This is a genomic window from Planctomicrobium limosum, from assembly GCF_051465645.1.
Taxonomy (GTDB): Bacteria; Planctomycetota; Planctomycetia; order Planctomycetales; family Planctomycetaceae; genus Planctomicrobium.
In genome coordinates this window covers 4,877,969-4,902,375 of sequence record NZ_CP195790.1, presented here as the reverse complement: position 1 = coordinate 4,902,375, position 24,407 = coordinate 4,877,969, and the positions used below count along the sequence as shown (strand labels likewise).

18 protein-coding genes and 2 tRNA genes are annotated in these 24,407 nt (G+C 53.6%); 13 read left to right on the top strand and 7 right to left on the bottom strand.

The window, feature by feature from the left end:
• Positions 1-441 precede the first annotated feature (441 nt).
• The 3 genes from SH527x_RS18545 to SH527x_RS18535 form a co-directional block, all read right to left on the bottom strand.
• Positions 442-2,259, bottom strand: a complete 1,818-nt coding sequence (locus SH527x_RS18545) for an ABC transporter ATP-binding protein (RefSeq protein WP_437192173.1) — start codon at positions 2,257-2,259, stop codon at positions 442-444.
• Complete coding sequence (locus SH527x_RS18540; protein ID WP_437192172.1) at positions 2,256-4,226, bottom strand: ABC transporter ATP-binding protein; 1,971 nt, start codon at positions 4,224-4,226, stop codon at positions 2,256-2,258. Before SH527x_RS18540 ends, SH527x_RS18545 begins: the two co-directional genes overlap by 4 nt.
• A gap of 366 nt (positions 4,227-4,592) precedes the next feature.
• Positions 4,593-5,561 (bottom strand): L-threonylcarbamoyladenylate synthase, encoded by a 969-nt coding sequence (locus SH527x_RS18535; RefSeq protein ID WP_437192171.1) that lies wholly within the window; start codon positions 5,559-5,561, stop codon positions 4,593-4,595.
• Between the two features lie 375 nt (positions 5,562-5,936).
• Here SH527x_RS18535 and SH527x_RS18530 point away from each other — a divergent pair, with 375 nt between their 5' ends.
• On the top strand, positions 5,937-6,347 hold the full coding sequence (locus SH527x_RS18530; protein ID WP_437192170.1) for a hypothetical protein: 411 nt from the start codon (positions 5,937-5,939) through the stop codon (positions 6,345-6,347).
• Positions 6,348-6,411: 64 nt separating this feature from the next.
• Here SH527x_RS18530 and SH527x_RS18525 read toward each other — a convergent pair whose 3' ends face one another.
• Both SH527x_RS18525 and SH527x_RS18520 read right to left on the bottom strand, forming a co-directional pair.
• Positions 6,412-7,788 (bottom strand): hypothetical protein, encoded by a 1,377-nt coding sequence (locus SH527x_RS18525; protein ID WP_437192169.1) that lies wholly within the window; start codon positions 7,786-7,788, stop codon positions 6,412-6,414.
• A 274-nt stretch (positions 7,789-8,062) separates the two neighbouring features.
• Positions 8,063-9,343, bottom strand: coding sequence for a glycoside hydrolase family 15 protein (locus SH527x_RS18520; protein ID WP_437192168.1), 1,281 nt, complete (start codon positions 9,341-9,343; stop codon positions 8,063-8,065).
• A gap of 759 nt (positions 9,344-10,102) precedes the next feature.
• Here SH527x_RS18520 and SH527x_RS18515 point away from each other — a divergent pair.
• The 4 genes from SH527x_RS18515 to SH527x_RS18500 all read left to right on the top strand — a co-directional run bounded on the left by SH527x_RS18515 (position 10,103) and on the right by SH527x_RS18500 (position 14,590).
• Positions 10,103-11,107 carry a DUF1559 domain-containing protein gene (locus SH527x_RS18515; protein ID WP_437192167.1) on the top strand — a complete coding sequence of 335 codons (1,005 nt, stop codon included), beginning with the start codon at positions 10,103-10,105 and terminating at the stop codon, positions 11,105-11,107.
• 136 nt (positions 11,108-11,243) lie between these two features.
• The gene (locus SH527x_RS18510; protein WP_437192166.1) at positions 11,244-11,705 is read left to right on the top strand and encodes a carboxypeptidase-like regulatory domain-containing protein; all 462 of its coding nucleotides are present in this window, start codon (positions 11,244-11,246) and stop codon (positions 11,703-11,705) included.
• A gap of 363 nt (positions 11,706-12,068) precedes the next feature.
• Positions 12,069-13,121: a DUF1559 domain-containing protein gene (locus tag SH527x_RS18505; protein ID WP_437192165.1), complete on the top strand. Its 1,053-nt coding sequence runs from the start codon at positions 12,069-12,071 to the stop codon at positions 13,119-13,121.
• A 446-nt stretch (positions 13,122-13,567) separates the two neighbouring features.
• Positions 13,568-14,590, top strand: a complete 1,023-nt coding sequence (locus tag SH527x_RS18500; RefSeq protein ID WP_437192164.1) for a DUF1559 domain-containing protein — start codon at positions 13,568-13,570, stop codon at positions 14,588-14,590.
• A gap of 217 nt (positions 14,591-14,807) precedes the next feature.
• Here SH527x_RS18500 and SH527x_RS18495 read toward each other — a convergent pair whose 3' ends face one another.
• Positions 14,808-15,605, bottom strand: coding sequence for an HpcH/HpaI aldolase family protein (locus SH527x_RS18495; RefSeq protein ID WP_437192163.1), 798 nt, complete (start codon positions 15,603-15,605; stop codon positions 14,808-14,810).
• A gap of 172 nt (positions 15,606-15,777) precedes the next feature.
• On the opposite strand from SH527x_RS18495, the gene SH527x_RS18490 reads away from it, so the two are divergent.
• From SH527x_RS18490 to SH527x_RS18460, 7 genes are all read left to right on the top strand, one after another.
• Positions 15,778-16,182: a DUF4440 domain-containing protein gene (locus SH527x_RS18490; RefSeq protein ID WP_437192162.1), complete on the top strand. Its 405-nt coding sequence runs from the start codon at positions 15,778-15,780 to the stop codon at positions 16,180-16,182.
• A gap of 295 nt (positions 16,183-16,477) precedes the next feature.
• Positions 16,478-16,551: transfer RNA gene (locus tag SH527x_RS18485), tRNA-Arg, on the top strand.
• 47 nt (positions 16,552-16,598) lie between these two features.
• Positions 16,599-17,708, top strand: a complete 1,110-nt coding sequence (locus SH527x_RS18480) for a M24 family metallopeptidase (RefSeq protein WP_437192161.1) — start codon at positions 16,599-16,601, stop codon at positions 17,706-17,708.
• A 210-nt stretch (positions 17,709-17,918) separates the two neighbouring features.
• A complete protein-coding gene (accB, locus tag SH527x_RS18475) occupies positions 17,919-18,410 on the top strand; it encodes an acetyl-CoA carboxylase biotin carboxyl carrier protein (protein WP_437192160.1) in 492 nt (163 codons plus the stop codon).
• A 319-nt stretch (positions 18,411-18,729) separates the two neighbouring features.
• Complete coding sequence (gene accC, locus SH527x_RS18470; protein WP_437192159.1) at positions 18,730-20,073, top strand: acetyl-CoA carboxylase biotin carboxylase subunit; 1,344 nt, start codon at positions 18,730-18,732, stop codon at positions 20,071-20,073.
• 517 nt (positions 20,074-20,590) lie between these two features.
• Positions 20,591-21,619, top strand: a complete 1,029-nt coding sequence (locus tag SH527x_RS18465; protein ID WP_437192158.1) for a 6-phosphofructokinase — start codon at positions 20,591-20,593, stop codon at positions 21,617-21,619.
• A 401-nt stretch (positions 21,620-22,020) separates the two neighbouring features.
• Entirely contained in the window at positions 22,021-22,890 is an 870-nt protein-coding gene (locus SH527x_RS18460) for a formyltetrahydrofolate deformylase (RefSeq protein ID WP_437192157.1), read from the top strand.
• A 37-nt stretch (positions 22,891-22,927) separates the two neighbouring features.
• Here SH527x_RS18460 and SH527x_RS18455 read toward each other — a convergent pair whose 3' ends face one another.
• Positions 22,928-23,992: an acyl-CoA dehydrogenase family protein gene (locus tag SH527x_RS18455; protein ID WP_437192156.1), complete on the bottom strand. Its 1,065-nt coding sequence runs from the start codon at positions 23,990-23,992 to the stop codon at positions 22,928-22,930.
• Between the two features lie 225 nt (positions 23,993-24,217).
• On the opposite strand from SH527x_RS18455, the gene SH527x_RS18450 reads away from it, so the two are divergent.
• A tRNA-Phe gene (locus SH527x_RS18450) sits at positions 24,218-24,290 on the top strand.
• Positions 24,291-24,407 lie beyond the last annotated feature (117 nt).

Genomic DNA, 24,407 nt, shown 5'->3' with positions numbered 1-24,407 from the left:
AGACAGCGTCCGGTCGCTGTCCCCTGTCGCCACTTGGTTCAATCGCCTGGTTCAACCATCCTGTTCATTCTCGACAGGCTCGATTGGGATCGGAAAGGATTTCATCTCGAACGCGACATCCCGTCGGCCACGGCTGACGACGATATCAGGAGAACTCGGTTCGGAACAATCGCTGTACTGGGCACTTGTGACCGGAATGCACTCATGAATCATGAGGGCAATTTCTCGCACTGTCTGAGCAAATCTTCGAGAGTCCAGATTCGACCGGAACATCGCGTCCTCCTCGAACTGCTTTGGCACACCTGATGATGTGTGCGAATCCCTTATTGTGAGAATGACTTCGCTCAAGGCAGAGTCAAGCAATTTCCGAGCCGACCTCGCTGAGGTTTCTCAAAAACCTCAAGTGGTTCGCGTGCCTGTAAAGACTCACACACGATTCAGTCATGACTCGGCAGTCTGCTGTACGAACCGATTATGGAGCCGCGCGTAGACACCGTTCATCGCCAGCAGTTCTTCGTGTTTGCCACGTTCCACAATGTGACTATGATCTAGCACCAGCACCTGATCCGCATGGCGAATCGTGCTGAGTCGGTGGGCAACAACAAAACTGGTTCGCCCTGACAGCAGAATATTTAAAGCTGTCTGCAATCGGGCTTCGGTCGCACTGTCGATACTGCTCGTCGCCTCATCCAGGATCAGAATGCGCGGGTCGGCAATTAACGCTCGAGCAAAACAGACAAGCTGTCGCTGCCCCGACGAAAGGATTCCACCACGTTCGCCCACCTGTGTATCGAGACCGGCTGGCAACGCTTCGATTAAATCACGGCATCCCAGTTTCTGAAGGGTGCTGATAATTTCTTCGTCCGTCGCATCCGGTTTCCCAAACAGAATGTTGTCGCGAACCGTTCCATAGAAAAGAAAGTTTTGTTGCAGAACAATCCCCATCTGGTGATGCAGCGATGCACTCTGAACCTGATGAAGGTTGTATCCATCGACCAGAATCGCCCCATTTTGCGGTAAGTAGAACTTGGCGATCAGGTTGATAATGCTCGACTTCCCGCTTCCGGTATGTCCCACCAACGCAATGGTCTGCCCTGGCTCGGCGATGAAGTTCACCTGATGTAACACTGGACGAGCCGCATCATACCCAAATGTGACGTCGCGGAATTCCACGCGTCCATTCAAACGTGGCAGCGCGACAGCGTCAGCTGGATCGGTCCATTCTGGAGGGGTATCCAGCAGATTGAAGAGGCGTTCCGCTCCGGCCATCGCTGTCATGGCCTGATTGTACTGGTTGCCGATGACCAGCAACGGTGAGAAAAAGAGCCCTGACATGAAGAAGAAACCGACAAGGTCTCCCACCGCCATCGGTGAATCAGGCTGCAACACCCGATACCCGCCAGTGACCAGCAACAGCACCATGAAGATCTGACTGTTCAAATCGAGCAGCGGAAGAAAGAGCCCCTGTGTTCGAAGTACGGCAGTGTTATAAGAAGAATGATCTGCGGCGAGATCTTCGAAAATTCGTGCGTTCTCATCCTGTCGCACAAACGCCTGAGTCACTCGAATTCCGACAACGGATTCGGCCAATGTCGCGGTCACACGACTGAACGATTCCCGCATGTTTCTCAGGTTGACACTCATACGTCGGTGGAAATGATGATTGATCAACCACAACACAGGTGCGAGCCCTAAGACCAGCAGGAACAGCAGCCAGTCATACCAGAGCATTGCAATCGCGGCGATCAACATCTGTCCAATCTGTACCAATGTGACAAAGAGAACTTCCTGAACACCGACGCGGACATCTTCAATGTCAGACGTCATCCGGCTGATCACCCGACCGACTTTTGTCTGATGAAACCAACGCATTCGCAATGACTGCAGATGTTTGAAGAGAGCCTGTCGGAGATCGCAGACCACGGACTCGCCCAACTGCAGAGCGAGCCGCTGTCGATAATGCATGACGATCTGCGTGAAGATTGCGAGCGCCGCGAAAGCCGCCGCTCCCCACATCACTCCCGGGATGTCATGCCTGGCAATTGGACCGTTGATCACGGCAGCGACTGTCCACGTCAATGCAGGTAACTGAATTGCCCGCAGCAACACTGAAATCAGCAGCAGATTCCGTTGCAGAACATAGGGACAAGTGAATTTCAGCAATCTGATAATCAGGCGAAAATCCAGCGGGACCTGTTGCTTCTCCTCACGCTCGACATGCTTGGTGAGTGTCCGTCTGAGAGTTTGAACCTGATTCATGACACCCTCCCGACGGACTCAGTCCCCGGGCTGGAATCCCGCCCTGAATGATGAGCAGTCCCCTCCGGTTGCCGGTCTCCTTGTTCTCGAAAGGCGCCCTTCTGAGCCGCCGGCTTCAATGGGGACAGGTTGTCTGCAAACTGCAGTTCCGCAAGATGTCGGTAATAGTCCGACGTATGCAGCAGTTCGGCATGTGTCCCGATCGCAGTGATTCGCCCCTGCTGCAGAACGACGATTCGGTCAGTGCGACGCAGAGTTCCAATCCGATTTGAGATCATCAGGGTCGTGCGGTCGCGCATGGCCTTCTGCACTCCACGTTCAATCTCATGTTCCGTTTCAGGATCAATCGAGGCCGTCGCATCGTCCAGAAGCAGCACCGGAGGATCGAGCACCAATGCCCGGGCAAGTGCGAGACGCTGACGTTGTCCCCCAGACAAATTGGTTCCATGTTCCCCGACAATCGTCTCTTCTTTATCAGGCAGGTCACGAATGAATTCATCCGCGGCCGCCAGGGCTGCAGCTCGCCGAATCTCTTCGAGAGTCGCGTCCGGACGTCCAAACGCAATGTTTGCGGCAATCGTATGACTGAAGAGAAAACTCTCCTGAAAGACTAGCCCCAACTGCTGTCGCAGACTCTCCAGCTGCACGTCTCGCAGGTCATGACCGTCGATCAGAATTCGTCCCTGATCGACATCGTAGAAACGCATGACGAGTCCCAGCAGCGTACTTTTCCCTGCCCCGGTTTCTCCGGTAATGCCAACCCGTTCTCCCGGCAAAATATCGAGATTGATGTCTTGCAGAACCGGTTGACCAGCCTGGTAACCAAACGAAACATTCTCGAATTGCAGGTGTCCCTTTGCTTTGGAAACGACGATCGCGTCAGGCCGGGATTCAATTGAGACCGGGGCGTCAATCACTTCAAAGACACGTTCGGCACTGATCAGACTCGATTGAATTGTGTTCGCAATATTCACGATTTGACCGATCTGCGCGGCGAACTCCTGAAGGAGATTCGCGAACACGAACATCCCGGCTCCGAGTGCCATTTCTCCACGCACCACCAGCACTCCTCCGTATGCCAGCAGGACGACCATATTCACCTGAGTGAGTCCCCCCATGATGGGCTGAAAGACACTCACCCGAAAGAAGATCGATTCTTTCTGCGTTCGAATTCGTTCCGTCGACTCTTTAAACCGCTTGATCTCTTCCGGCTCTCTGGCGAACCCTTTGACGACGTGGACTCCTTGAACATTTTCAACGAGTGTCCGGATCAGTTCGTCGCCTAATTGACTCGCCTTTCGATAAGCTGGCTGCACGTACTTCGAGAAAACAACAGCACCGATCCACAGCAACGGAGTCGTAGCCAGACAGGCGATCGTCAGCAGAACATTCACCTGCAGCATGTAATAAAGATAGACGGCAAAGGTCAGCGTCACGGTGAGCACCTTCACCATGACACCATCAACAAAGCTCCTGACGGCATTCGCGTCGCCCGCCGCCCGATTGATAATCGAACTGCTCTCGCCAGCATCATAAAACTGAAAACTGAGTTGCTGCAGTTTCGCGTACACATCGGTACGAATGCGGATCAGAACCTGCTGAGAAAGTGCCGCAGAAGCATAAGCAGAAAGAAAGCGCAACAGCGCACTCAAAATCGCCAGCCCCAGACAGACCACGGCGATCACGCAAACCACCCCAAAGGCCGTCATCGACTCCGAAGGGGTCCAGCCGAATGGAAACTTCGGAATCGGACTTGCGGGATCTCCCTGATGGCGAATGAAGTCAATTCCGACTCCAATCATCCCGAGACTTCCGAGCGTTACCGCCACGAGCGAGACATCGAAGAACAACAATGCCGCGCAGGCTCCACGGTACTCCAGCCCGATGCCGATCAACCGTTTCAGGAGGTGCCAGTTCGAACTCTGCGGGTCAGTTCTTGCGTCATCGTTGGGAGAAGTTTCCGACACGTTGTCCGTTCATCCTTACGGGAGATCCGCCACACGATTTTCATTCGCAGCAGCGAGGTTCCAGATCCATGTCACCTCCCCTGTTATCGCTCGTAAACGAGACTTCCTTCCGGCGAATAACAAGGCCACGCGGACATCAAACGCTGAAAACAATTCGAACGTGCCGCTGGCAATCTCATAATAGACGTGACATTGTACCCTGCCGAGACCGGAATCAGGGATTTCTGAATTAGCATTACGCCAACATTACAATGCTGTTATGCCATTCGCTCGAAACACGACTGCAGGTTCACGTATACGCAAGATGCGACAGCTTCCATTGCGAACAGAATCATGAAGGCTGCAACCCGTATCCGGACCGCCTGCCTACCTGCTGCTGGCGCGCTGCAATCGATCGTTCAATGCACGTCCCAAACCGACGTCAGGAAACCGCTGAGCAAGAATCAATTGAACGCCGCTTGCATCCAGACGACGGAGAGCTGAAAAGAAATTGGCCGTCGCTTCAGTCAGTTCGCCGGTCGCAGACAGGGTCTCGGCCACTCCATATTGAGAAGCAGTTGGCATGGGCCCCAGACTCAAGACTCCGACCTCTTTCCCCGCCGGAACGTCTTCCCAGCGATTCACAATCATCAACGGAGTTCGCGGAGCATAGTGCTGCGCGAGCAAGCCGGGTGAAGCCTGAGGAGCATGTTGATCCAACACGGTCGTTGCCCTTCCGGCAATCGGGCCAATCGCCGCTTCGATCTCCTCCAGTGTCAATCCGCCCGGCCGCAAAAGGCGCACCGTATTGTCAGGCAGACATTGCAACACCGTGGATTCGACGCCGACCTGACACGGCCCTCCATCCAGTACCGCATCGATGTCTTCTCCGAGCAGATCGAGAACATGCTGAGCCGTTGTCGGGCTGATTCGTCCAAAAGGATTCGCACTGGGAGCCGCTATCGGGACGCCCGCCAGACGAATGAGTTCCTGAGCCAGAGGATGACGAGGGACACGTACCGCCACGGAAGGCAATCCAGAGGTCACCAAATCAGGAACGCAGGCCTGCTTGGGGAGAACCAGAGTTAACGGGCCCGGCCAGAACCGGTCAATCAGCCGGTACGCAACGTCAGGAACATCTCTGGAAACCTGAGAGAGATCATTCGCCGAAGCAAGATGCACGATCAAGGGGTCGAATGTCGGACGCTGTTTGGCTTGAAAAATCTTCGCTACGGCACTTGGGTCAAGCGCGTTCCCACCCAATCCATAGACGGTTTCAGTCGCAAATGCCACGAGCTTCCCGGCCCGAAGAAGTTCGGCAGCCAGTTGAACATCGGTCGTCAATTGAGCAGTCAAAGTAGTAGCAATTCAGTTCAGACAGGTGATTCTCTTTCGAGAACGCTTCGTTCAAAGAGAAATCAGCCAAAGCATTTGAGACCGGGTCGGACGATCGTGTGGCCGCGCAGCAGCCTCTCTCAACAGGCGATAAAACGCCCTGCCCTCTATCTTCGCGACTTTTGGACTTTCTGCCAGTCTGGTCGCTACTGTCGGAACGACCAGAGGAACTGGCCTGCGAAAATGCCCATCGGTCTGTGAATAAATGCCGCACGGCATTCCACTGGGTGGTAGGTTTGCCCAGAGCGAGCCCGGTTTGTCGCTCACATGGGCAGAAACAGCATTTCACTGAATCTGCACACCAGTCTGCACATCCGTCCTGAGAAGTGACCACACATGCTGACACCTCAACTTTATCTCCGTCTTTGCCTGCTGCAGGGAGCCTGCCTCGCATTGGGTCTCGGAGTTCCGTTGGGGTTGTCTGGTCAGTTCTTCAACTCCGGAATCGTCGGCGTCGCACAGTTCCTGATGATCTACACAGGCGTGTTGGCAATACTGACTGCCGGAACAGGACTGCTCTTCCTCAAGGAATTGCGGATGTCGCTGTCAGACGCCATTAAAGCCACCCGAGATCCAGACCTCGAAGAGATGTCCAAACCGGCTCCACAAGCAGGATTCGTCATCTTCCGAGGCGAAGATGAATCCCCTGTCTCTGCTGAATCAGTCCCGGCATGGAAGGCGAACTGGCGACGTTCTACTCACGTTGCCGATGGCCAAACGCTGCCGAGTCAAATCCAAAAAGCATAGCGCATCGACCCGACTGCAGACCTGGCCGCTCGATCTCTAGTGAAATACGTCGAGCAATCCCAGCTTACAGCGACTTCAGATACTCCAGAACAGCACGCTTCTCCTTTTCTGACAATGCATCAGGGAAGTCATGTCCTGATGCAGACTTGCCAAACTGAGTCGTGTCAAAGAACTCACGACGCTCTCGCGGGTCCTGGATTTCTGCCGGAACACGATTCATTCTCTCAACGGGAATGCCGACTTTCTCCCGATCAAAGCCGTCGGTCGAAGTACGCTGCCACACCTGCGGACGCTCGGATGGATTCAAGACATCCCAGAGAGTTGGGACCGATCCATTGTGGAAATAGGGCCCGGATGCCCACACGCCATCCAGCGGCGGAGCCAGATAGCCATCCCGTTCCCCAATCGTGTTGTGCTTGCCGTACTCCGCGAACCACGACTTTCCGTACATTGTCCGGTCGCTTGAGAGAATCGCACCGAAACGAACAGGATCAGTCTTTAACTCCTTCATCGAAACGACTCGATTAGGAAAACTGGATTCCGGCCCATACGTCCCGTGACACTCTGCACAGTGATTTTGAAACAGAACCTCACCGCGTTTAGCAAGATCGGCATCAATCGGGAATGGATATCGAGGCGCTTCGATCGATTCGAGGTAGGCATAAACTTCTTTGAAGTCATCCTCCCATTCACGAAACTTCTCTGGCCCATTACTGCGAATCAGCATGAACTGCATCAGACTGCGATGATTCTTCTCGGCATAGGCTTCCACGTACAGATGCGTCTTCTTCTTGAAAAGCCACCATGCCGGAGCATCCATATCGTGATGAACCATTCTCGGTGGAAACAACGGAATTTTCACATTGAGGTCAGCATCTCGCATGGAAAGTAATCCAACCCCGAACATCACGGCGTTGGTCGTTCCGCGAGTTGACCCCAGCGGAACCAGCGAAACCGCCTTTTCCATTCTGGTCAGCGACTTCTGAGGAGCATGCTCCAACTTGAACTGACGCATTTCTTCACTGAGCGTCTGTAATGCGTATCGATTATTGGGAAGCCCCGGAATCACATTTCCCATAATCTGCCCTCCATGACAGGAGAAGCAGTTCATCGTCCATGTCCCTGACTCGCTGACAACATATTGCAGCGGCTTGAAGTTCGCGCTGGAGAAATCTTCACCAGGACGTGGGGTCAGGCCGTAACGCTCAAACGTCATCTTGCGCCGTTCCAGTGGCGACGCATTTTCTGCCTGCGTTCTCAATGGTTCAGGCCAGACCTTCCAGACATTCTGGATGTCGTCTTCTTCAAAATCTGCTGTGAGATACACACTCTCCAGCAAATGATGATAGCCCTGCTCCGGTGCGCCAGCAGACGCGCTGTTCACCACGAGAATCAACGCCAGAAAACAAACCGGCAGCAAACAGGAGAGACAAAATTTCATTACGTTCAAGATCCTGAAACACACAATACGAACTGGAACTTGCCCCGACGTCAAATGTGAGATGACAGGTGACGGTACGCGCCAATTCTACCCCGAACACTCAATATCTTCCCCCAATACCGAAGAGACTGAACGCGCGGTTTCAACGAGTCATCCGAATCGAGAAGATTCACGAAAGTGATCATCAAACAGGGATGCGCAACTGCTCAGACCGAACCACATTAACACAGCAACATCACTGCAAGCGATCTCAACCTCGTAATCCGCGAGGAGTTCATGACAGCGAATCACTCATCGACTTCAACGCGAGCAGAACATTCGCCTGCGTCCACAGCAATGGGCAAATATCGTTGGGAACCCATTCTTCGTTTTCAAGGAAGTACGACTCAGGAAATCGGAATGCCGGAGTTCGTGGGCCTTCCGCCGTGAGATGAGCCAGTGAGCGACGTAAATGATGAATCTGTTTCTGCAGGTCACCTTGAGAGCGTGAAACGCGATAGCGTTCGCCCCAGATCGTCGAAACAATCGGGTCAAACAGACACCACTGGGCCTCCTGTCCAGGCTGAAGCAATCGGTCCCGACTCTCCATGTCATCGCTAAAATCGGTCGTTCTGACCTCTGGACTCAGCAACTGGCGGTAATTCGCACACCAGTAGGAATCTCCGATATAGCGCCGAATTCCGATCGGGCCAGTCAGGTGCTTATCAACGTCAGCAAGAATCTGAGCCGCCATCTCGTCATCGACGACAGCCAGCGGATAAATCAGAAAGAGCAACGCCGCATCGTATCGCCGATTCTTCGACAGGTCAGGCTGAATGCATTCTGCAGGGAGAATCTCCAATAGCGTCCTGCGTCCCTGCTCGATCAGATCGTCTAGCAAGACCGCATCAATAAACTCAATCTGCTGCTCTGCGAGCAACGCCCGAAACTCGACCAGCCCCGCAACGACAGGCCCGATGCTACTGGACTCGATCTTTCTCGCTTCTTCCCAATGGCCGTTATCTTCATCGTCCCAGAATCGAATCGCCTGAAAGTATTGCACAAAGGTCCTCAACAGATCGACCCGTTCGTGCGTCACGGTCAGATTTCCGGCGCGCATCAACTTGCAGGAAAGCCAGACGGTGTACCCGAGCGCGTCATTCTGTGCATGAGCCCAACGGACATCGATTTCAGTGAGCGACTCACCATCGAAACGGATATGCGGGCGCTGCATCGGATCGGTGGGCAGCATACGCCCTTCAATAATGTCCAAAAACTTCTGGCGGGACTTTCCGTAAAACTGCAGCAGGGCTTTAACGGCTCGCACGCCGGACTCGCGATCCCCTGTCGCCCAGAGGGCATGCGCCACATGGCAGTTATCCCGGGTCCAGACATACTGATATCCGGTCAAGCGAAAATCAGGGTTCTCTGCAGCGGCGGCTGAAAACAACCCGGATGACAATGTCGGAAACTGAAACGTCCCCTGATCCGTCAGAAACGAGAGGATTCGCGAGACATCTGCAGCTGTCGGCGAATCGCTAAGTTCGAGTTCCGGTGGCAATACAGGTTGGGGCATGATGAAAATCGCTTCGGATCAGGTCTCGCGAACGAAAGCCTCCACAGGAAGAGGCGTCATCAGTATCCACAATTTCCACTGGGGATGCATCCTCAATCCAATCTCAATAGAAATTCACAACTTCCAGCAGTTCAGACTCCCTAGAGCATTTCCAGAAATCATGCAGCGTTTCCGGCACGCGGAATTCAGCTATTGACCTATGGAGAAGGCTGCTGCGCGGCCACATGATAGACCGAACCGGTCTAGCCGCTCACTGTTCTGATGCGTAGCCACTTGAGGTCAATCGGGACGAGCCTGAATTGCAGAGACCGAGTTGCCGCACTCGCATGCACACGTGAACAAGTCACTCCAGACGACCGCAACTTGCATTACGATTGAATAACACGAGGTGCTCAACTCTCAAAGAATTCAACCCAGGCAGATTGAATCCGATCCGTTCAAACAAGCAACATTGCCGATCGAATGGGCAGAATGGACAACGAATTCCACTCTTAATGCCAAGAGAGCACTGATACAGAAATCAGCATATCTCCAACCTTCACATGCGTGTCCAGGGAAAACCTTAGGTTAACTTTTATCTACACCAGCATTTCAAATTCTTTCATCCAAATTTTCAGTGCACTTCGGGTTCGACCTGTTTATGATCAAATCTCTTTGATGTCTCATCTAACTCATTTCATCGAGATATCACGTTCCAGCTCACGTCTGTCTGCGAAGTTCTTTTTTCCTATTCGGTCTTTCTGCTTCGAAGGAATCTCCATGCCCACATCCAATGTGCCGGTACCGCGTCACCTGCGAGTCATTCGCCAGCGAAAGGGGTTCACCCTGATCGAGTTGCTGGTCGTGATCGCAATCATTGCCATCCTGATCGCTCTGCTGCTCCCTGCTGTACAACAGGCTCGAGAAGCTGCCCGACGATCACAATGCAAAAACAACATGAAGCAACTCGGGTTGGCACTGCACAACTACCATGACACCGTGAACACGTTCCCACCATCAGCCCTAGGGCGGTGCAAGTCACAACTCACAGCAAGCACTTTGCTCAACACCAACGGTTGGACATTACTTCTTCCCTACATTGAGCAATCAGCGCTCTACAACAAGTACAACTTCGGAGCTCCAGGAACGACTTGGGACTCAACTGCAAATGCAGTTGATGCTTCACCTGGTCCAGATCCAGTCACAACCGGCAACGCTGCCGTCGTGAAAACGCTTCTTCAGGCATTCCTATGCCCATCTGATCCAGGATCGCAGTTCCAAGGAGCAACGAACCACTACGGGATCAGTGCGACTAACACTGGCACTGGCGGAGCACGAACGACTTATGATTTCGTCAACGCGGGACTGTCTACCGGCGTTTGTGCCGAAAACTGGCTAACATCCGCTACCACGACACGCCGTATGTTCGGGGAGAATAGCCGGTGCCGTATCGGCGACATCATCGACGGGACAAGTAACACCGTGGCTGTCGCAGAAACCACATTGGAAGTCTACAACGGAAAAGGAAACGCTTGGGGATATCGCGGCTGGGTGATGTCCGGGGTCGACCTTGCTGCCAACACGATCAACAACTGGACCTACCCATCTGTTCCGACAATTATCGGCCGACTCGGCAGTTGGGGGCGCCCTGGAAGCCTGCATACCGGTGGGATGCACATCCTACTGGCAGACGGGTCCGTTCGCTTCCTCTCAGAGAACGTGGACACCACCACCCGAAGAAACCTCTCCTACATGGCAGACGGTCAGGTTCTCGGGGAATTCTAAGCGCTCTGAGCAATCGACAATCGAGCCATGCGCCTCTTCAGCAGCTTTTATTAAAGAGGCCAGCATTGTATTGTGAAAGTGCTGGCCTCACTTTCACCATTGCCCGTCCCCTACACTCCGGATCACGACTTCAAACATGAGATTCCACTTCCCACTGCATGCAACACTTTGTGCTATCGCCATGACATTTCTCGGTTGTGGAGGTGGAACAGAGAAAGCAAGCCTCCCCAATACGGTTCCTGTCACTGGAACAATCAAGCTGGACGGGAAGCCACTTGCTGGAGCCACCGTTGTGTTTGTACCGAAATCCGGAACTGCCGGAATCGAGTGTACTGGTACCACTGACGCAGAGGGGCGATACACACTCAAGCAACTGCGCGGGGGAGATGGCGCCCCTCCGGGAACTTACAGCGTCGTCGTCAGCGCCCTTGTCGGTCCTGACGGAAAACCGCTGAACCTCCCCCCGGATACGCCACCAGCAGACGCCGGCGCCGTTGAATCTCTTCCCCCTCGGTACAGCAGCATGACTGACTCTGTACTGAGCGCAACAGTCCCAACCGAAGGGGGAGACTTCCCCTTCGAGCTGAAGAAGAGGTAACCCCCTCTGCTCGCCATCGAAAGCCTGCTCACGGCCGGAGAACGCCTTAAGCAGGTTCGCAGCTCAATCCGCAATCATCTCAAGGCCCGGCGAACACTTTTGTTTCGCCGGGCTTTTGATTTTTACTCCCAGATAGCGACTCAACATCAGCCCGAGAAATCTGACATCTGTAGCTTTTATGTTCTCACGTATTGCAAATTATTACTCACAGGCCAACGTGACTTCACGCTACTGGCCCGTATGATCAGTAAGATCTTATACATACGATCCTGCAGATACCTTGCCCCATCGACCTCGCCTTTTCCACTCAAAAGAGTTTGTCCTTCCTTGTTTTAATAGCGTTCCGTCTGGAGTCAGTCACTCATGAGATCAACCGTCTCACCACTGGGGCTCGCATCCCCCACGCCCCTGCAAAAACGCAAAGATCGTCGAAAAACTGCGTTCACCCTAATCGAGCTGCTGGTTGTCATTGCGATCATTGCCATCCTGATCGCTCTGCTGCTGCCTGCTGTGCAACAGGCGCGAGAAGCTGCTCGCCGATCACAATGTAAAAACAACCTCAAACAACTGGGGTTGGCTCTGCACAACTACCACGACACCGTAAACACATTCCCGCCTTCAAGTGTTGGGCGTTGCTATCCTGACACTCCTCCTCCGACGAGCCCAATTCTCAATACCAGCGGGATCACAATGCTCCTCCCGTATATTGAACAGACAGCACTCTACAACAAGTACAACTTCAGCGGCCCTGCATCGACATACAACTCAGCCGCAGGCTCAGTCGACTCATCAGGACTCGATCCGGTCACCAGCGGCAATGCAGCCGTGGTAAAAACGGTGATTCAAGCGTTCCTCTGCCCTTCCGACCCTGGCGCCCCGCATCTCGCTGAGACAACCGGACAATATGGAATCAGCGCATCCAACACCGGCACAGGCGGAGCAAAGACTTGCTACGATTTCTCCGCTTCCCCATGGTACACCAAACCATCAGGTGGTAGCTGCGAAAACTGGGCGACAGCAGCAAGCACCACTCGCCGTATGTTCGGTGAGAATAGTCGCTGCCGTATTGGTGACATTACCGACGGAAGCAGCAACACCGTCGCTATGGCCGAATCAACCCTCAATATCTTCAACGGTAAAACTTCAGCATGGGGATACCGTGGCTGGGTCATGCCAGGAATCGATCTCGCTGGACAGGCGATCAACAACTGGAACTTTACGCCAGCCAGTAATATTCCAATCGAACCCATCATTGGTCGACTGGGATCATGGGCACGTCCAGGAAGCCTGCATACCGGCGGGATTCACATCCTGCTGGCTGACGGGTCCGTCCGCTTCCTCTCCCAGAACGTTGACACCACCACCCGCCAGAGACTGGCCTACATGGCAGACGGACAGGTCATTGGGGAATACTAAACGTCCGAACAAGGCATACAGTCCCCAACCTTCTTAATTGCCCCAGTAAAGACATCAAGGCCCGGCGAACACCAGTGTTCGCCGGGCCTTTCTTTTTTTCCACGTCTCAGACCGGTTCGGTCTCACTCCGGTTTATTAAGCGGCTCCCACGACAGCCTTCTCAACTGGACGAAGTTCGATCCCCACACGACAGCTTGATGATTTCTGGAAGTGCTTTATCGACCACTCTCCAGCAAAGAAGAACAAGCAGTGAGCACAGCTTTTATGTTCTCCTGAATTGCAAACTATTAATCGCACAGCAACATGACTTCGCAAAATACAGTTCGTATGATCAGCATTATCTTATCTATCGCCCTGCCAATTTCACTTCGCCATCGATCTTTTTCATCTCGAAAGAGTTTGTTTTCCCGCTGTTTTACTGTCGTTCCACCAGGAGTCAGTCGTTCATGAGGTCAGCCGTCTCACCATTGGGACTCACATCCCCCGCGCACCGCAGAAGTAGAAACCGTCGACAGAACGCCTTTACACTGATCGAGTTACTGGTCGTGATCGCGATCATTGCCATCCTGATCGCGTTGCTGCTCCCGGCAGTCCAGCAGGCACGCGAAGCCGCCAGACGATCTCAGTGCAAAAACAACCTGAAACAACTCGGATTGGCACTGCACAACTACCATGACACCGTGAATACGTTTCCACCGTCCAGTGTCGGTCGTTGCTATCCTGCCACTCCTGCCCCCACAAGCCCGATACTCAACACTAACGGGATAACGATGCTCCTCCCGTATATTGAGCAGACCGCCCTCTACAACAAGTACAATTTCAGTGGCCCTGCATCAACCTGGAATTCCGTTACAGGTTCTGCCGACTCATCAGGTCTGGATCCTGTTGCAAGTGGCAACGCTGCCGTGGTCAAAACTGTGATTCAGGCGTTCCTCTGCCCTTCCGATCCAGGCAGTCCGGTCCTTGCTGATGCAACAGGAAACTACGGAATCAGTGCGACCAACACTGGCACAGGTGGAGCAAAAACTTGCTATGACTTCGTTACGTTCCCTTGGATCAACGGAGGCTGCGAGAACTGGGCGGGCTCTGCAAGTACCACCCGTCGCATGTTCGGTGGGAACAGCCGGTGCCGCATCGGGGACATCACCGACGGCACCAGCAACACAGTCGCCATGGCCGAAACGACCCTCAACGTCATTAACGGACGTCCACCAGCATGGGGATACCGCGGCTGGGTAATGCCTGGCATCGACCTCTCTGGCCACGTAATTAACAATTGGACATGGTTAACAAACGACCCGATTATTGGCCGGTTGGGAACCTGGTCGCGACCAGGCAGCCTCCACACCGGAGGAATTCACGTTCTGCTGGCCGATGGTTCCGTTCGCTTCCTCTCTGAGAACATTGACACAACCACCCGAAGAAACCTCTCTTACATGGCAGACGGAGAGGTCCTCGGGGAATACTAAGCCGCTGCATTCAGGCGTTACTCGCCAAATTTAAAAGCGAACGCTGTGACGGGACCACATCCTGCCACAGCGTTCTTCTTTTCAGTTAAGAACCAATCAAAGCGCAAACCGGGGATGAGAACATTTCCAGAAATCATGCAGCGTCTCTGGCACGCGGGATTCAATGTTTCTCCTATTGAGAAGGCTGCTGCGCGGCCACAGGCTAGACCGATACGGTCTAATAGCGAACCAGATCTTTCCCCGGCTGCTGCATTCCTAAATCGTTAATCACCTGCTGAGCCTGAGTCACCATCATGGACAGTTCGCTTCCAATTGCCATGAACTGCCAGCCCTGCTCGATTCGTGTCGCGGCTTCGACGCTGGTTTGCATATGAATTCCAACGGGGACGCCACAGCGACGGCCAGTGTCCAAAACCCGACCGAGCATCGATTCGAACTCCTCTGTCGTGGGATCACTTCCATCCGGAGATCGCATTTGAGCACGCAAATCATTGGGCCCCACAAAAATCGCATCAACGCCGGGTAGGCTGTAAATCTCTTCAGCGTTTGCCACCCCTTCTGGAGACTCTGTCTGCAAGATGACGATCACCTCGTCGTTGGCTTTTCGGAAATACTCCTGAGCCGTCGCGTCGAAGTTTAGAGCATGCAACGCTCCACCAACTGATCGCGTTCCTTGCGGAGGATATTTCGCGGCAGCAATGCACGCCTTCGCATGCTCAACAGTATTAATCATCGGGCAAATGACCCCATGAGCTCCGGCATCGAGCACACGTTTAATGTGATCATGTCGCCCCTCCGGAACACGGGCCAACGGAGTGCACCCGGCATCGGCAATCACGGAAAACAACGCCGCCGCCTGACTCCAGTCGATCGGAGAGTGCTCCAGATCGACGGTGAGGTAATGAAATCCCGTTCTTGCAAGAAACCGGGTTGCAAACAGATCTCCCAGAGACAGCCATGTTCCAATTTGAGGCAGTCCAGCCCGGAGAGCAGCCTTAACACGATTCTGAACCATCGATCGACCTTTTCCGAACGAGAGAGTCTGAAGAAATTTCTGTGAGTTGAGCCTGCTGCATTTGACAAATTTCAATTGAATTGTGACACCTATGCAGGCGCTTCACTTTCTTAACCGGAAGACAATTTGTTCTCTTTCCGGGTATTCAATCTCTCAACGGTAACGAAGAACGATGGCCAAGACATCAGACGCTGACAAGTCTCCAGAAGCAGAACTCCTCGACGTCTCCCTGAAACTGCTGAAGGCAATTGATGCCGGCAACTGGAAGGCCTACGCCGAACTGTGTCACGAACAGATCACCTGCTTCGAGCCAGAAGCCAACGGCCACCTGATCGCCGGACTGCCATTCCACAAGTTCTATTTTGATCTGCCAGGCGGAACGACACCAAAACTGTCATCCGCTGCATCTCCAAATATCCGTGTCTTCGGAGACATCGGGCTGGTCTGCTACGCACGACTGGTTCAGAAACTCGACGCCAACGGCGCTCCAATCACTGTGACCGCCGACGAAACCCGAGTCTGGCAGAAGATTGACGGCAAATGGAAGCACATTCACTTCCACCGCTCACCAGCCTAATGCCTTACCAAGCTTTGGTCCTCAGGGGAGCTGAAGCCTTCCTCGACTCCCTGGCCGGTTCAGCCGAAACCTGCTGGCACTCCGATTTGCCACTTCCAAAGTGACATCGAGCCAGCAGAATTGAAGTTGTCCAGAACCGAACTTCGGGCTCGCGGTTGTCATGCTGCGAGTTTTCCGACTAGAATCCCGTGCCCTTTGGGGGTTTGTGACTACCGGTGCAGGCATCGGGCTGGAACTGTTCAGGCATACCGCCAGACCAGCAGCCAGTAGCTAAACACCGTAATCACTAAGAGTTGCGCCCGTAGCTCAGTAGGATAGAGCAACGGATTTCTAATCCGTCGGTCGGGGGTTCAAATCCCTCCGGGCGTGCCTTCAGCATCATCATTTATAAATCGAGTCCTCGGACAACGACTTCCATGTCTTCGACCAGCAACGGATTTCTGCGTCGGCGCCAGTTGTTGCGTAAATCGCTGAAATCCAAAAAACTCGATGCGATGCTGATCGTGGCGGAGAAAAATGTCTCCTGGCTCACGGGCTTTACCGGTGACAGCACCTGGTTGCTGATCTCCGACTACAGTGAAGTCATTCTTAGTGACTCCCGCTTCGAAACGCAGATTCAGGAAGAATGCCCCGGTCTTCAGAGCTGCATTCGCTCATCGACTCAAAAACTGACTGAGATTCTTGCGAGTGAGTGCCAGCGTCTTGGCATCGAGACATGCGGATTCGAAGGACATATCCTGACAGTCGAAACCGCAGAAACTCTTAAAACACTGCAAGCCCCTCAGCAATGGCACGCCATTAACTGGGAAATCGAACAACTTCGGGCGATCAAAGATAAAGACGAGATCACAGAGATTCGTGAGGCGGTCCGCCTCGCGGAACGAGGCTTTGAAGTCTTCAAGTCCATCCTGACTCCGTCACGAACGGAACGGGAACTAGCTGCCGAACTTGAACATGCGATGCGAGGGTTTGGGGCAACAGGTTGCAGCTTTCCTGCAATTGTCGCCGTCGGAGATCGGGCTGCCCTGCCGCATTATCGCCCGGGAAACATTCGCCTTTCCGAGTCGCCCATTTTGCTGCTGGACTGGGGAGCACGTACGCGATCAGGCTATGTCTCTGACCTGACCCGAACACTCCTGACGGGCAAAGCAGACAAGACATTCGAGAAGGTTTATAAAACGGTTCTCGCTGCACAGATGGAAGCGATCTCGGCACTCGGCCCCGGCGTTCGCTGCGGAGATGTTGATGCAGTTGCCCGGGAAATCATCCGCAAAGCTGGATACGGAAAACACTTCGGACACGGATTAGGTCACGGGATCGGCCTCGACGTTCATGAAATACCACGACTCTCCTCGGCATCAGACACCATTCTGAAACCGGGGATGGTTGTCACAGTTGAGCCGGGGATCTATCTTCCTGACTGGGGCGGAGTTCGGATTGAGGACGACGTCCTGATTACGAAAAATGGTTATGAAGTATTGTCATCAGTGCCGAAGGATTGGGCATCAGTCACAGTTGCCTGCTGATTCAATTCCATAGCTCCATCGATCAGCCAGTCGGACGGTCATGGATCGGAAAGAGGAATTGCAGAACAATTGCGAAATGCTTTTGAGATCACTGCACGGATGAAATTGAGAGAGTCATCGACCACGGAAATCACCGGGGATCGACTTCGCGAAAAGAGTCGCGAGAATAAACATTCGCTTTGAAGTAGCAGATCAGGCTGGGGAATAAGCATGGCTCGGGAGTCCAAAGGGTCCGAACAATTTGATGTCGACGGACTGCGTGAGTTGCTGGAACTGATGGAAAAATATGACATCAGAGAATTCAAGCAGCAACGCGGCGATGCGTACTACGTTTTGCGCCGGGGAGCTCAAACCGTTGCCGCTGCCCCTGTTTCTTACATTCCAGCTCCGGCAGCTCCTGCCCCGACTGCAGCTGCAGGCGCCACTGCTCCACCAGCAGCGGCCGCCGCCAGCGCCGACGAAGGGCTGATTCCAATCAAGAGCCCAACTGTTGGAACGTTCTACCAGTCTCCATCTCCAAGTGAACCAGCCTTCATCAAGGTTGGCGATACAGTCTCCGCCGACACAGTGGTCTGCATCGTGGAAGCAATGAAACTGTTCAACAAGATTCCAGCCAAGGTCTCTGGGACAATTGCAAAAGTGCTGCTGAACGACGGGGATTCCGTTGAATTCGGCCAGCCAATGTTTCTGGTAAAGCCATAGTGCAGATGCTCAATCGCATGAGTCCTTCTTCCAAGTGAGGACTCATGCGCCGCTTCACAGATGGAGCCGAATTCGCAATTGACGCAGGCCGATGTCACTTGCAGGTCCGAGATCATCTGGTTGCAGAATTCAGGAACGCTTCGCGTCTCGCCCACGCAAGCCAGAGAAGAGATTTGTATCACCTGTTGAAAATCGTTCCGCCCTGTTGAATTCAAAAACAGGCGAACAGCGATTTAAAATGCCTCCACCGTCTTGCAGCTGTGAGCCATCGCGCCTGGCTCGTCGCCTTGACCATCCCTGACTGGGAACGACGTCGACCATGTTTCAACGGATTCTGATTGCCAACCGTGGTGAAATTGCTTTGCGGGTGATCCGCGCCTGCAAAGAAATGGGCATCGAAACGGTCGCCGTTTACAGCGAAGCCGACCGCGGAGCTCACTATCTGAGTTTGGCAGACGAGGCCTATTGCATTGGCCCTGCATCCTCAACTGACAGCTACCTCAAGGCCGAGCACATTATTGCTGCGGCCGAGCTGGGAAATGTTCAGGCAATTCACCCTGGCTACGGGTTTCTCGCTGAAAACGCCGACTTTGCCGAGATGTGCCGGGACTCCAAGATCGAGTTCATCGGCCCTCCCCACGAAGCGATGCACAAGCTGGGAGATAAAGTCGCCGCACGTCGGATTGCCACAGAAGCGAAAGTCCCTTGCGTCCCGGGAAGTGCCGGATTGATCGAAAGCGAAGAAGAAGCCGTTCGTGTTGCCAACGAAATCGGCTATCCCGTGCTGATCAAAGCAACCGCCGGTGGTGGTGGCAAAGGGATTCGCCCTGCCTTCAACGAAATCAACTTGCGGACCGAACTCTCAGCCGCCTCTGCTGAAGCAGAGAAGGCGTTCAAGAACGCTGGCGTGTACATCGAGAAGCTCATCGAGAAGCCACGTCACGTTGAAGTTCAGATCATCGCGGATCAGCACGGCAATGTCCTGCACCTTTGGGAACGCGACTGCACAATGCAGCGTAAACACCAGAAGCTGATCGAAGAATCTCCTGCAGCAAACCTGCCACTGAGTGTTCGCGAGGACATCTGCAAGGCTGCCGTTCGTCTCGTGAAAACCGCTGGCTATTACAACGCCGGTACCTGCGAATTCATCGTTGACCAGAACAACAATTTCTACTTCATCGAAGTGAACGCACGAATTCAGGTCGAACACCCCGTGACAGAAATGGTCACCGGCTTCGACCTCATTAAAGAACAGATCCGCGTCGCGGCAGGCGAACCGCTTCTTCTGAAACAGAAACAGGTTCCTTGCAACGGATGCTCGATCGAAGTCCGAATCAACGCAGAAGACCCGGAACAGGGCTTCCGTGGATGCCCGGGAACGATCACAAAACTTCGCATCCCAGGTGGGCTCGGTGTGCGATGGGATTCGCACATCTATGAAGGTTACAAAATCAGCCCTCACTACGACTCAATGATCGGCAAGCTGATCGTGCACAAGGCGACTCGCGAAGAAGCGATCGCCTGCATGAAACGAGCACTGAACGAATTGGTCGTCGAAGGCCCAGGGATCGTCACGACGGTCTCGATCGCCAAAAAAATCCTCGATCACAACACCTTCGTCACAGCCACCGGCGACACGAAGTTTGTTGAACGCACCTGGTAAGCGTGCTGGATGAAAACACGACTCGACAGAAGAGACTTCGCCTTGAAATCAAGCGTCAGAATCTTTTCTGTCGAGGACGTTATGCCTTCAAAGTAGACGATACTGGGGCAAACGCATCAAAATCGTTTGAGCAATTGGCATTTCTCCGGCCAAGTTCAAGCAACAGATGCCGGAATTCGCCCCTTGATTAGCGAGTTCATCGACGATCTGTACGAACCGACCTTGAACGTCCGTGCCAGCAATTCTACGATTTTCCGTTCTCAAGAGTATTTTGCACGCTGATATCCAGGCAATGTGAGTTCAAGAGAGCTCACGACGATGTGCCAGTGGCCTGCGAAGACAAAAATACAGATTAGTAAAGTGCTTTAGTTTCGAATCGATGTGCTGAACTGCGCGAAACGTGCGTCCCTTGCCCGCTCGCCTGGTTTCCATTTTCCGGTATCGGCTACGGTGGTCGTCTATCGGAAACGGTTTCAACAGCACGGACTGTCATATTCCAAGTTGAGGAGTTGTAAAGATGAGAGTTGCCTGTTTGACCGGAGGAGGAGATTGCCCGGGATTGAACGCTGTGATCCGTGGGCTCGTCCGCACTGTCGCCAACGCTGGGGGAGAAGTCCTCGGCCTGCAGGAAGGCTGGCGCGGAGCCATTGAAGGGAACTATGTCGTTCTCAATCCAAACGAAACCGATGAGATCCTCCCACTCGGCGGAACAATTCTCGGTTCATCACGAACGAACCCATACAAAGACGAAAACCTCGTCAAGAAGATCGTCGAGCAGTTCTCAGCACTGAAGCTGGACGCACTCGTCGCCATCGGTGGAGACGACACCCTGGGCGTCGCCAGCAAGCTGTACCGCGATTACAAGCTGCCAACAATTGGCTGCCCGAAGACAATCGACAACGACCTGAGTGCAACCGATTACACCTTCGGGTTCGACACCTGTCTGAACATCGTGACCGAAGCTGTTGACCGCCTCCGCACCACCGCTCTGTCACACCGTCGCGTGATGGTTGTCGAAGTGATGGGTCGTCACGCTGGCTGGATCACTGCTTACTCAGGCGTCGCCTGTGCCGCAGATGCGATTCTGATTCCAGAGAAGAAAACCGACCTGCGAAAGGTCTGTGAAGTCCTCAAGGCCCGTCGCGCTGCCGGAAAGAAATACGGCATCGTCATGGTCTCTGAAGGGGCTCAGCTCGAAGGCGATGACTACATCACCAAAGACGCCAAAGTCGACGACTTCGGACACGTCTCTCTGGGCGGCATCGGAACACGCGTTGCCAAGTTCATTGAAAAAGAAACTGGCATCGAAACACGCGACGTTGTCCTCGGACACCTGCAGCGCGGTGGATCTCCAAGTGCTTACGACCGCGTTCTCGGCACACGCCTGGGGATCAAAGCTGGTCGCCTGATTCTGGAGAAAGACTTCGGCAAGATGGTCGCTCTCCGCGGTCTCGATGTGATCTCCGTCCCGCTCGCTGAAGCAACTGGCGTCATGCGAACACTGCCTGAGTCCTTCATGGAAGAAGCATCTGAGTTCCTGCACTAAGCATGCCGGGCCTTCGCCCTGACAATTGAGTCGAGTTCACGCTGATCTCAACGTGATCCACCAGCCACAGAGGCATCCCCTCTGTGGCTGTTTTAATTTCAGGAGGAATCCAATCACAGAAAATCAATAACACACACGAATTCATTCCCCTGCGAACAAGCCTGAATCGGAACAAACCAGACGGGGCATCCTCCTCAATCAATGACCGTCTGAACCTGTTTCTCCAATCCTGATGCCGTCCAATTCGCACGAATGCCAATTCTGACTCAGCGGTTGAAATCACAAATTGCCCTCTGTCCCGGAAACGACCATAATCTTGCGAAACACGATCCACCGGAATTTCATTGCCCATTCACGGTGAGATCAAGACGACGTCCTTCGCTGTTTGAGCATCACACATCATGCAAGTCATCATTACTGCTGTTGGTCCAGACCATCGAGGACTCGCTGATCCGATCGTGCACTACGTCACGCAATCTGGAGCCAACATCCACGAGATCCAGATGTATGATCGCGACTCCGAGCAGTTGTTCGCGATGTTGCTGCGTATCGAATGGCCGGATGAAGTTGAACCGATTTCGACACTCCGCGAGCGAATGAAAGAGATCGGCAACTCCAAAGGTTTGACGATTCGCGTCTGGGCGCGGAACGAAAAATCCCATCAACCTCGAATCGCGTTGTGCGTCACTTATCGCCCGGAACCTGCACTGGCAATCCTGCGAGACATCCGCGATCGACGCCTGAATGCCGTTGTCCCTGTCATCATCGGAAATCGAGACGCATGTCGGGGAATTGCCGAACAGTTTGGCGTCGACTTCCACAATATTGGAGATGCACAAGGGAACCCGGATGACCACCGACTCGTGGAGTTGTTCGACACTTACGCGGTCGACTACATCGTGCTTGCGAGATACATGCGCGTGCTTCCTCCCCGAGCCTGTTGGGAATTTGCAGGTGGACGCATTATTAATCTGCACCACGGTCTGCTCCCGTCATTTCCAGGGTTCCGCCCTTACCACGATGCGTACAGCCATCGAATGCTGACGTTTGGCGCAACGGCGCACTTCATCGTGCCGGAACTTGATGCGGGAAACCAGATCATTCAGCAGTCAACGTTCACTGTTCCGCCGGGGACCTCACTTGAAGAAGTGATCCGCATTGGGGAATCAGATAACGAGCCGCGATGCCTCTCCGAGGGGTTGCGCCGAGTGATCAATCAGGAAGTCGAACTGCACTTTCACCGAGTCATCAGCACACGCCCCTCAACGTAGCTCGACTTCTCCACGACATCGTCGGGACAAACCAGCATCACGTGAAGTCTCGACGAAAGGAGAGTTCCTCCAAAACTCCGAGCACGACAGGCTGAGGGCACGACCAGACCTGAAAGAACATCGCTTCACGCGCTGCGAGTTCAACAGGATGACCCTGCACAAACCCTGCCCCCTTGCTGACTCCCAAAGCAGCTTGTGTGATTCGCATCACGAGCGAATTCGCACGTTGCCGGATGTCAGCCGCGAAACTGGGTGGAGCTTCTGACTGATTGGTCAGAGCCACTGCATAAAGATCCCCGGACAAATGAGCCAACTCGATCGACAATCTCTCCACAACCACACTTAAATCCAACCGCAAACGGGCCTGATCTCGCAGATACACTTCGATTCGTCGTGACAACCCCAGTGCGAGCACCGATGTCGTCAAAGATCCCGTTCCGCCACCTGAACCGTGAGTCATCACTGATTCAACCGGACCGGCGATGAGATAAGCTAACGGCAAACGCACCTGATTCACGACAACAGTTGCCGTGTGAGATGCCGACATCGCCATCAGTCGTGAAGGCGCTTGAACTTCGACTCCTTGCAAATGCGTTGGCAGTGCAACAAGAACCTGCCGCCCATCTCCACACGTTCCCCCAGTCACAATCGTCTGCGCGAACGCCGCCCCCGTTACCCAGGGAATCGTCCCGTTCAAGACGATCTCGTCTCCCTCGATCTCAGCTTGAATCGCCGGGGTCTTGATATGCTGTCGAGACGTCGTCAGGTGCGAAATTCCCACTGTGGCAAATGTTCGCCCCGATGCGAGGTCAGGCAACAACATCTGTTTCAGCTCATCATTCTGACAAGCTGCAATGCGCTGACAGGCTCCATTTCGCTGCGTGAGGATAAACGCCGTCGTCAGACACGCCGCTGCCAGGTCATCATATCCCTGTAGCAGCTCAAGATGTGAAATCTCACTCCCACCGTATTGCCTGGGAATGACCCACCCCAGAACTCCGGCAGTTGCGAGCCCCTGCAGTTGGACGACAGGCCATTCCCCCTGCTGATCAACGGAGACAGTTTTCTCTGCAAGTTGCCTGGCCAGCAATGCATCCATCATGATGGATCCTTCAATTTATCAGAGAATCGCAGACAAGCCTGATTGCTCATCCAGAAGATCTCGACGGTGTATTCTGATTCCTCATCGAACATTATGGCGACGGAATCCTTTTTTAGACTCCTGACGCACAGTCGGTTGACAGAGATCATTTCGGTCGCAAGAATACCTGCCGCAAGACGGAATTAAAGCATACCGAATGCTTTTAATTTTTGTCTTACGAAAGTGGGTCAGGTAGCTCAGCTGGTAGAGCACAGGATTGAAAATCCTGGTGTCGGCGGTTCAATCCCGCCCCTGACCACTCAAGAGCTGCTTTGGCGGCCCCGAATAGAGCACTTAGCTCAGTTCGGGGCCGCCTTTTTTATGCGCCGAATCAGAGCGAAAAGATCCGCTGTAAACTGAGGGATACTTCACCCAT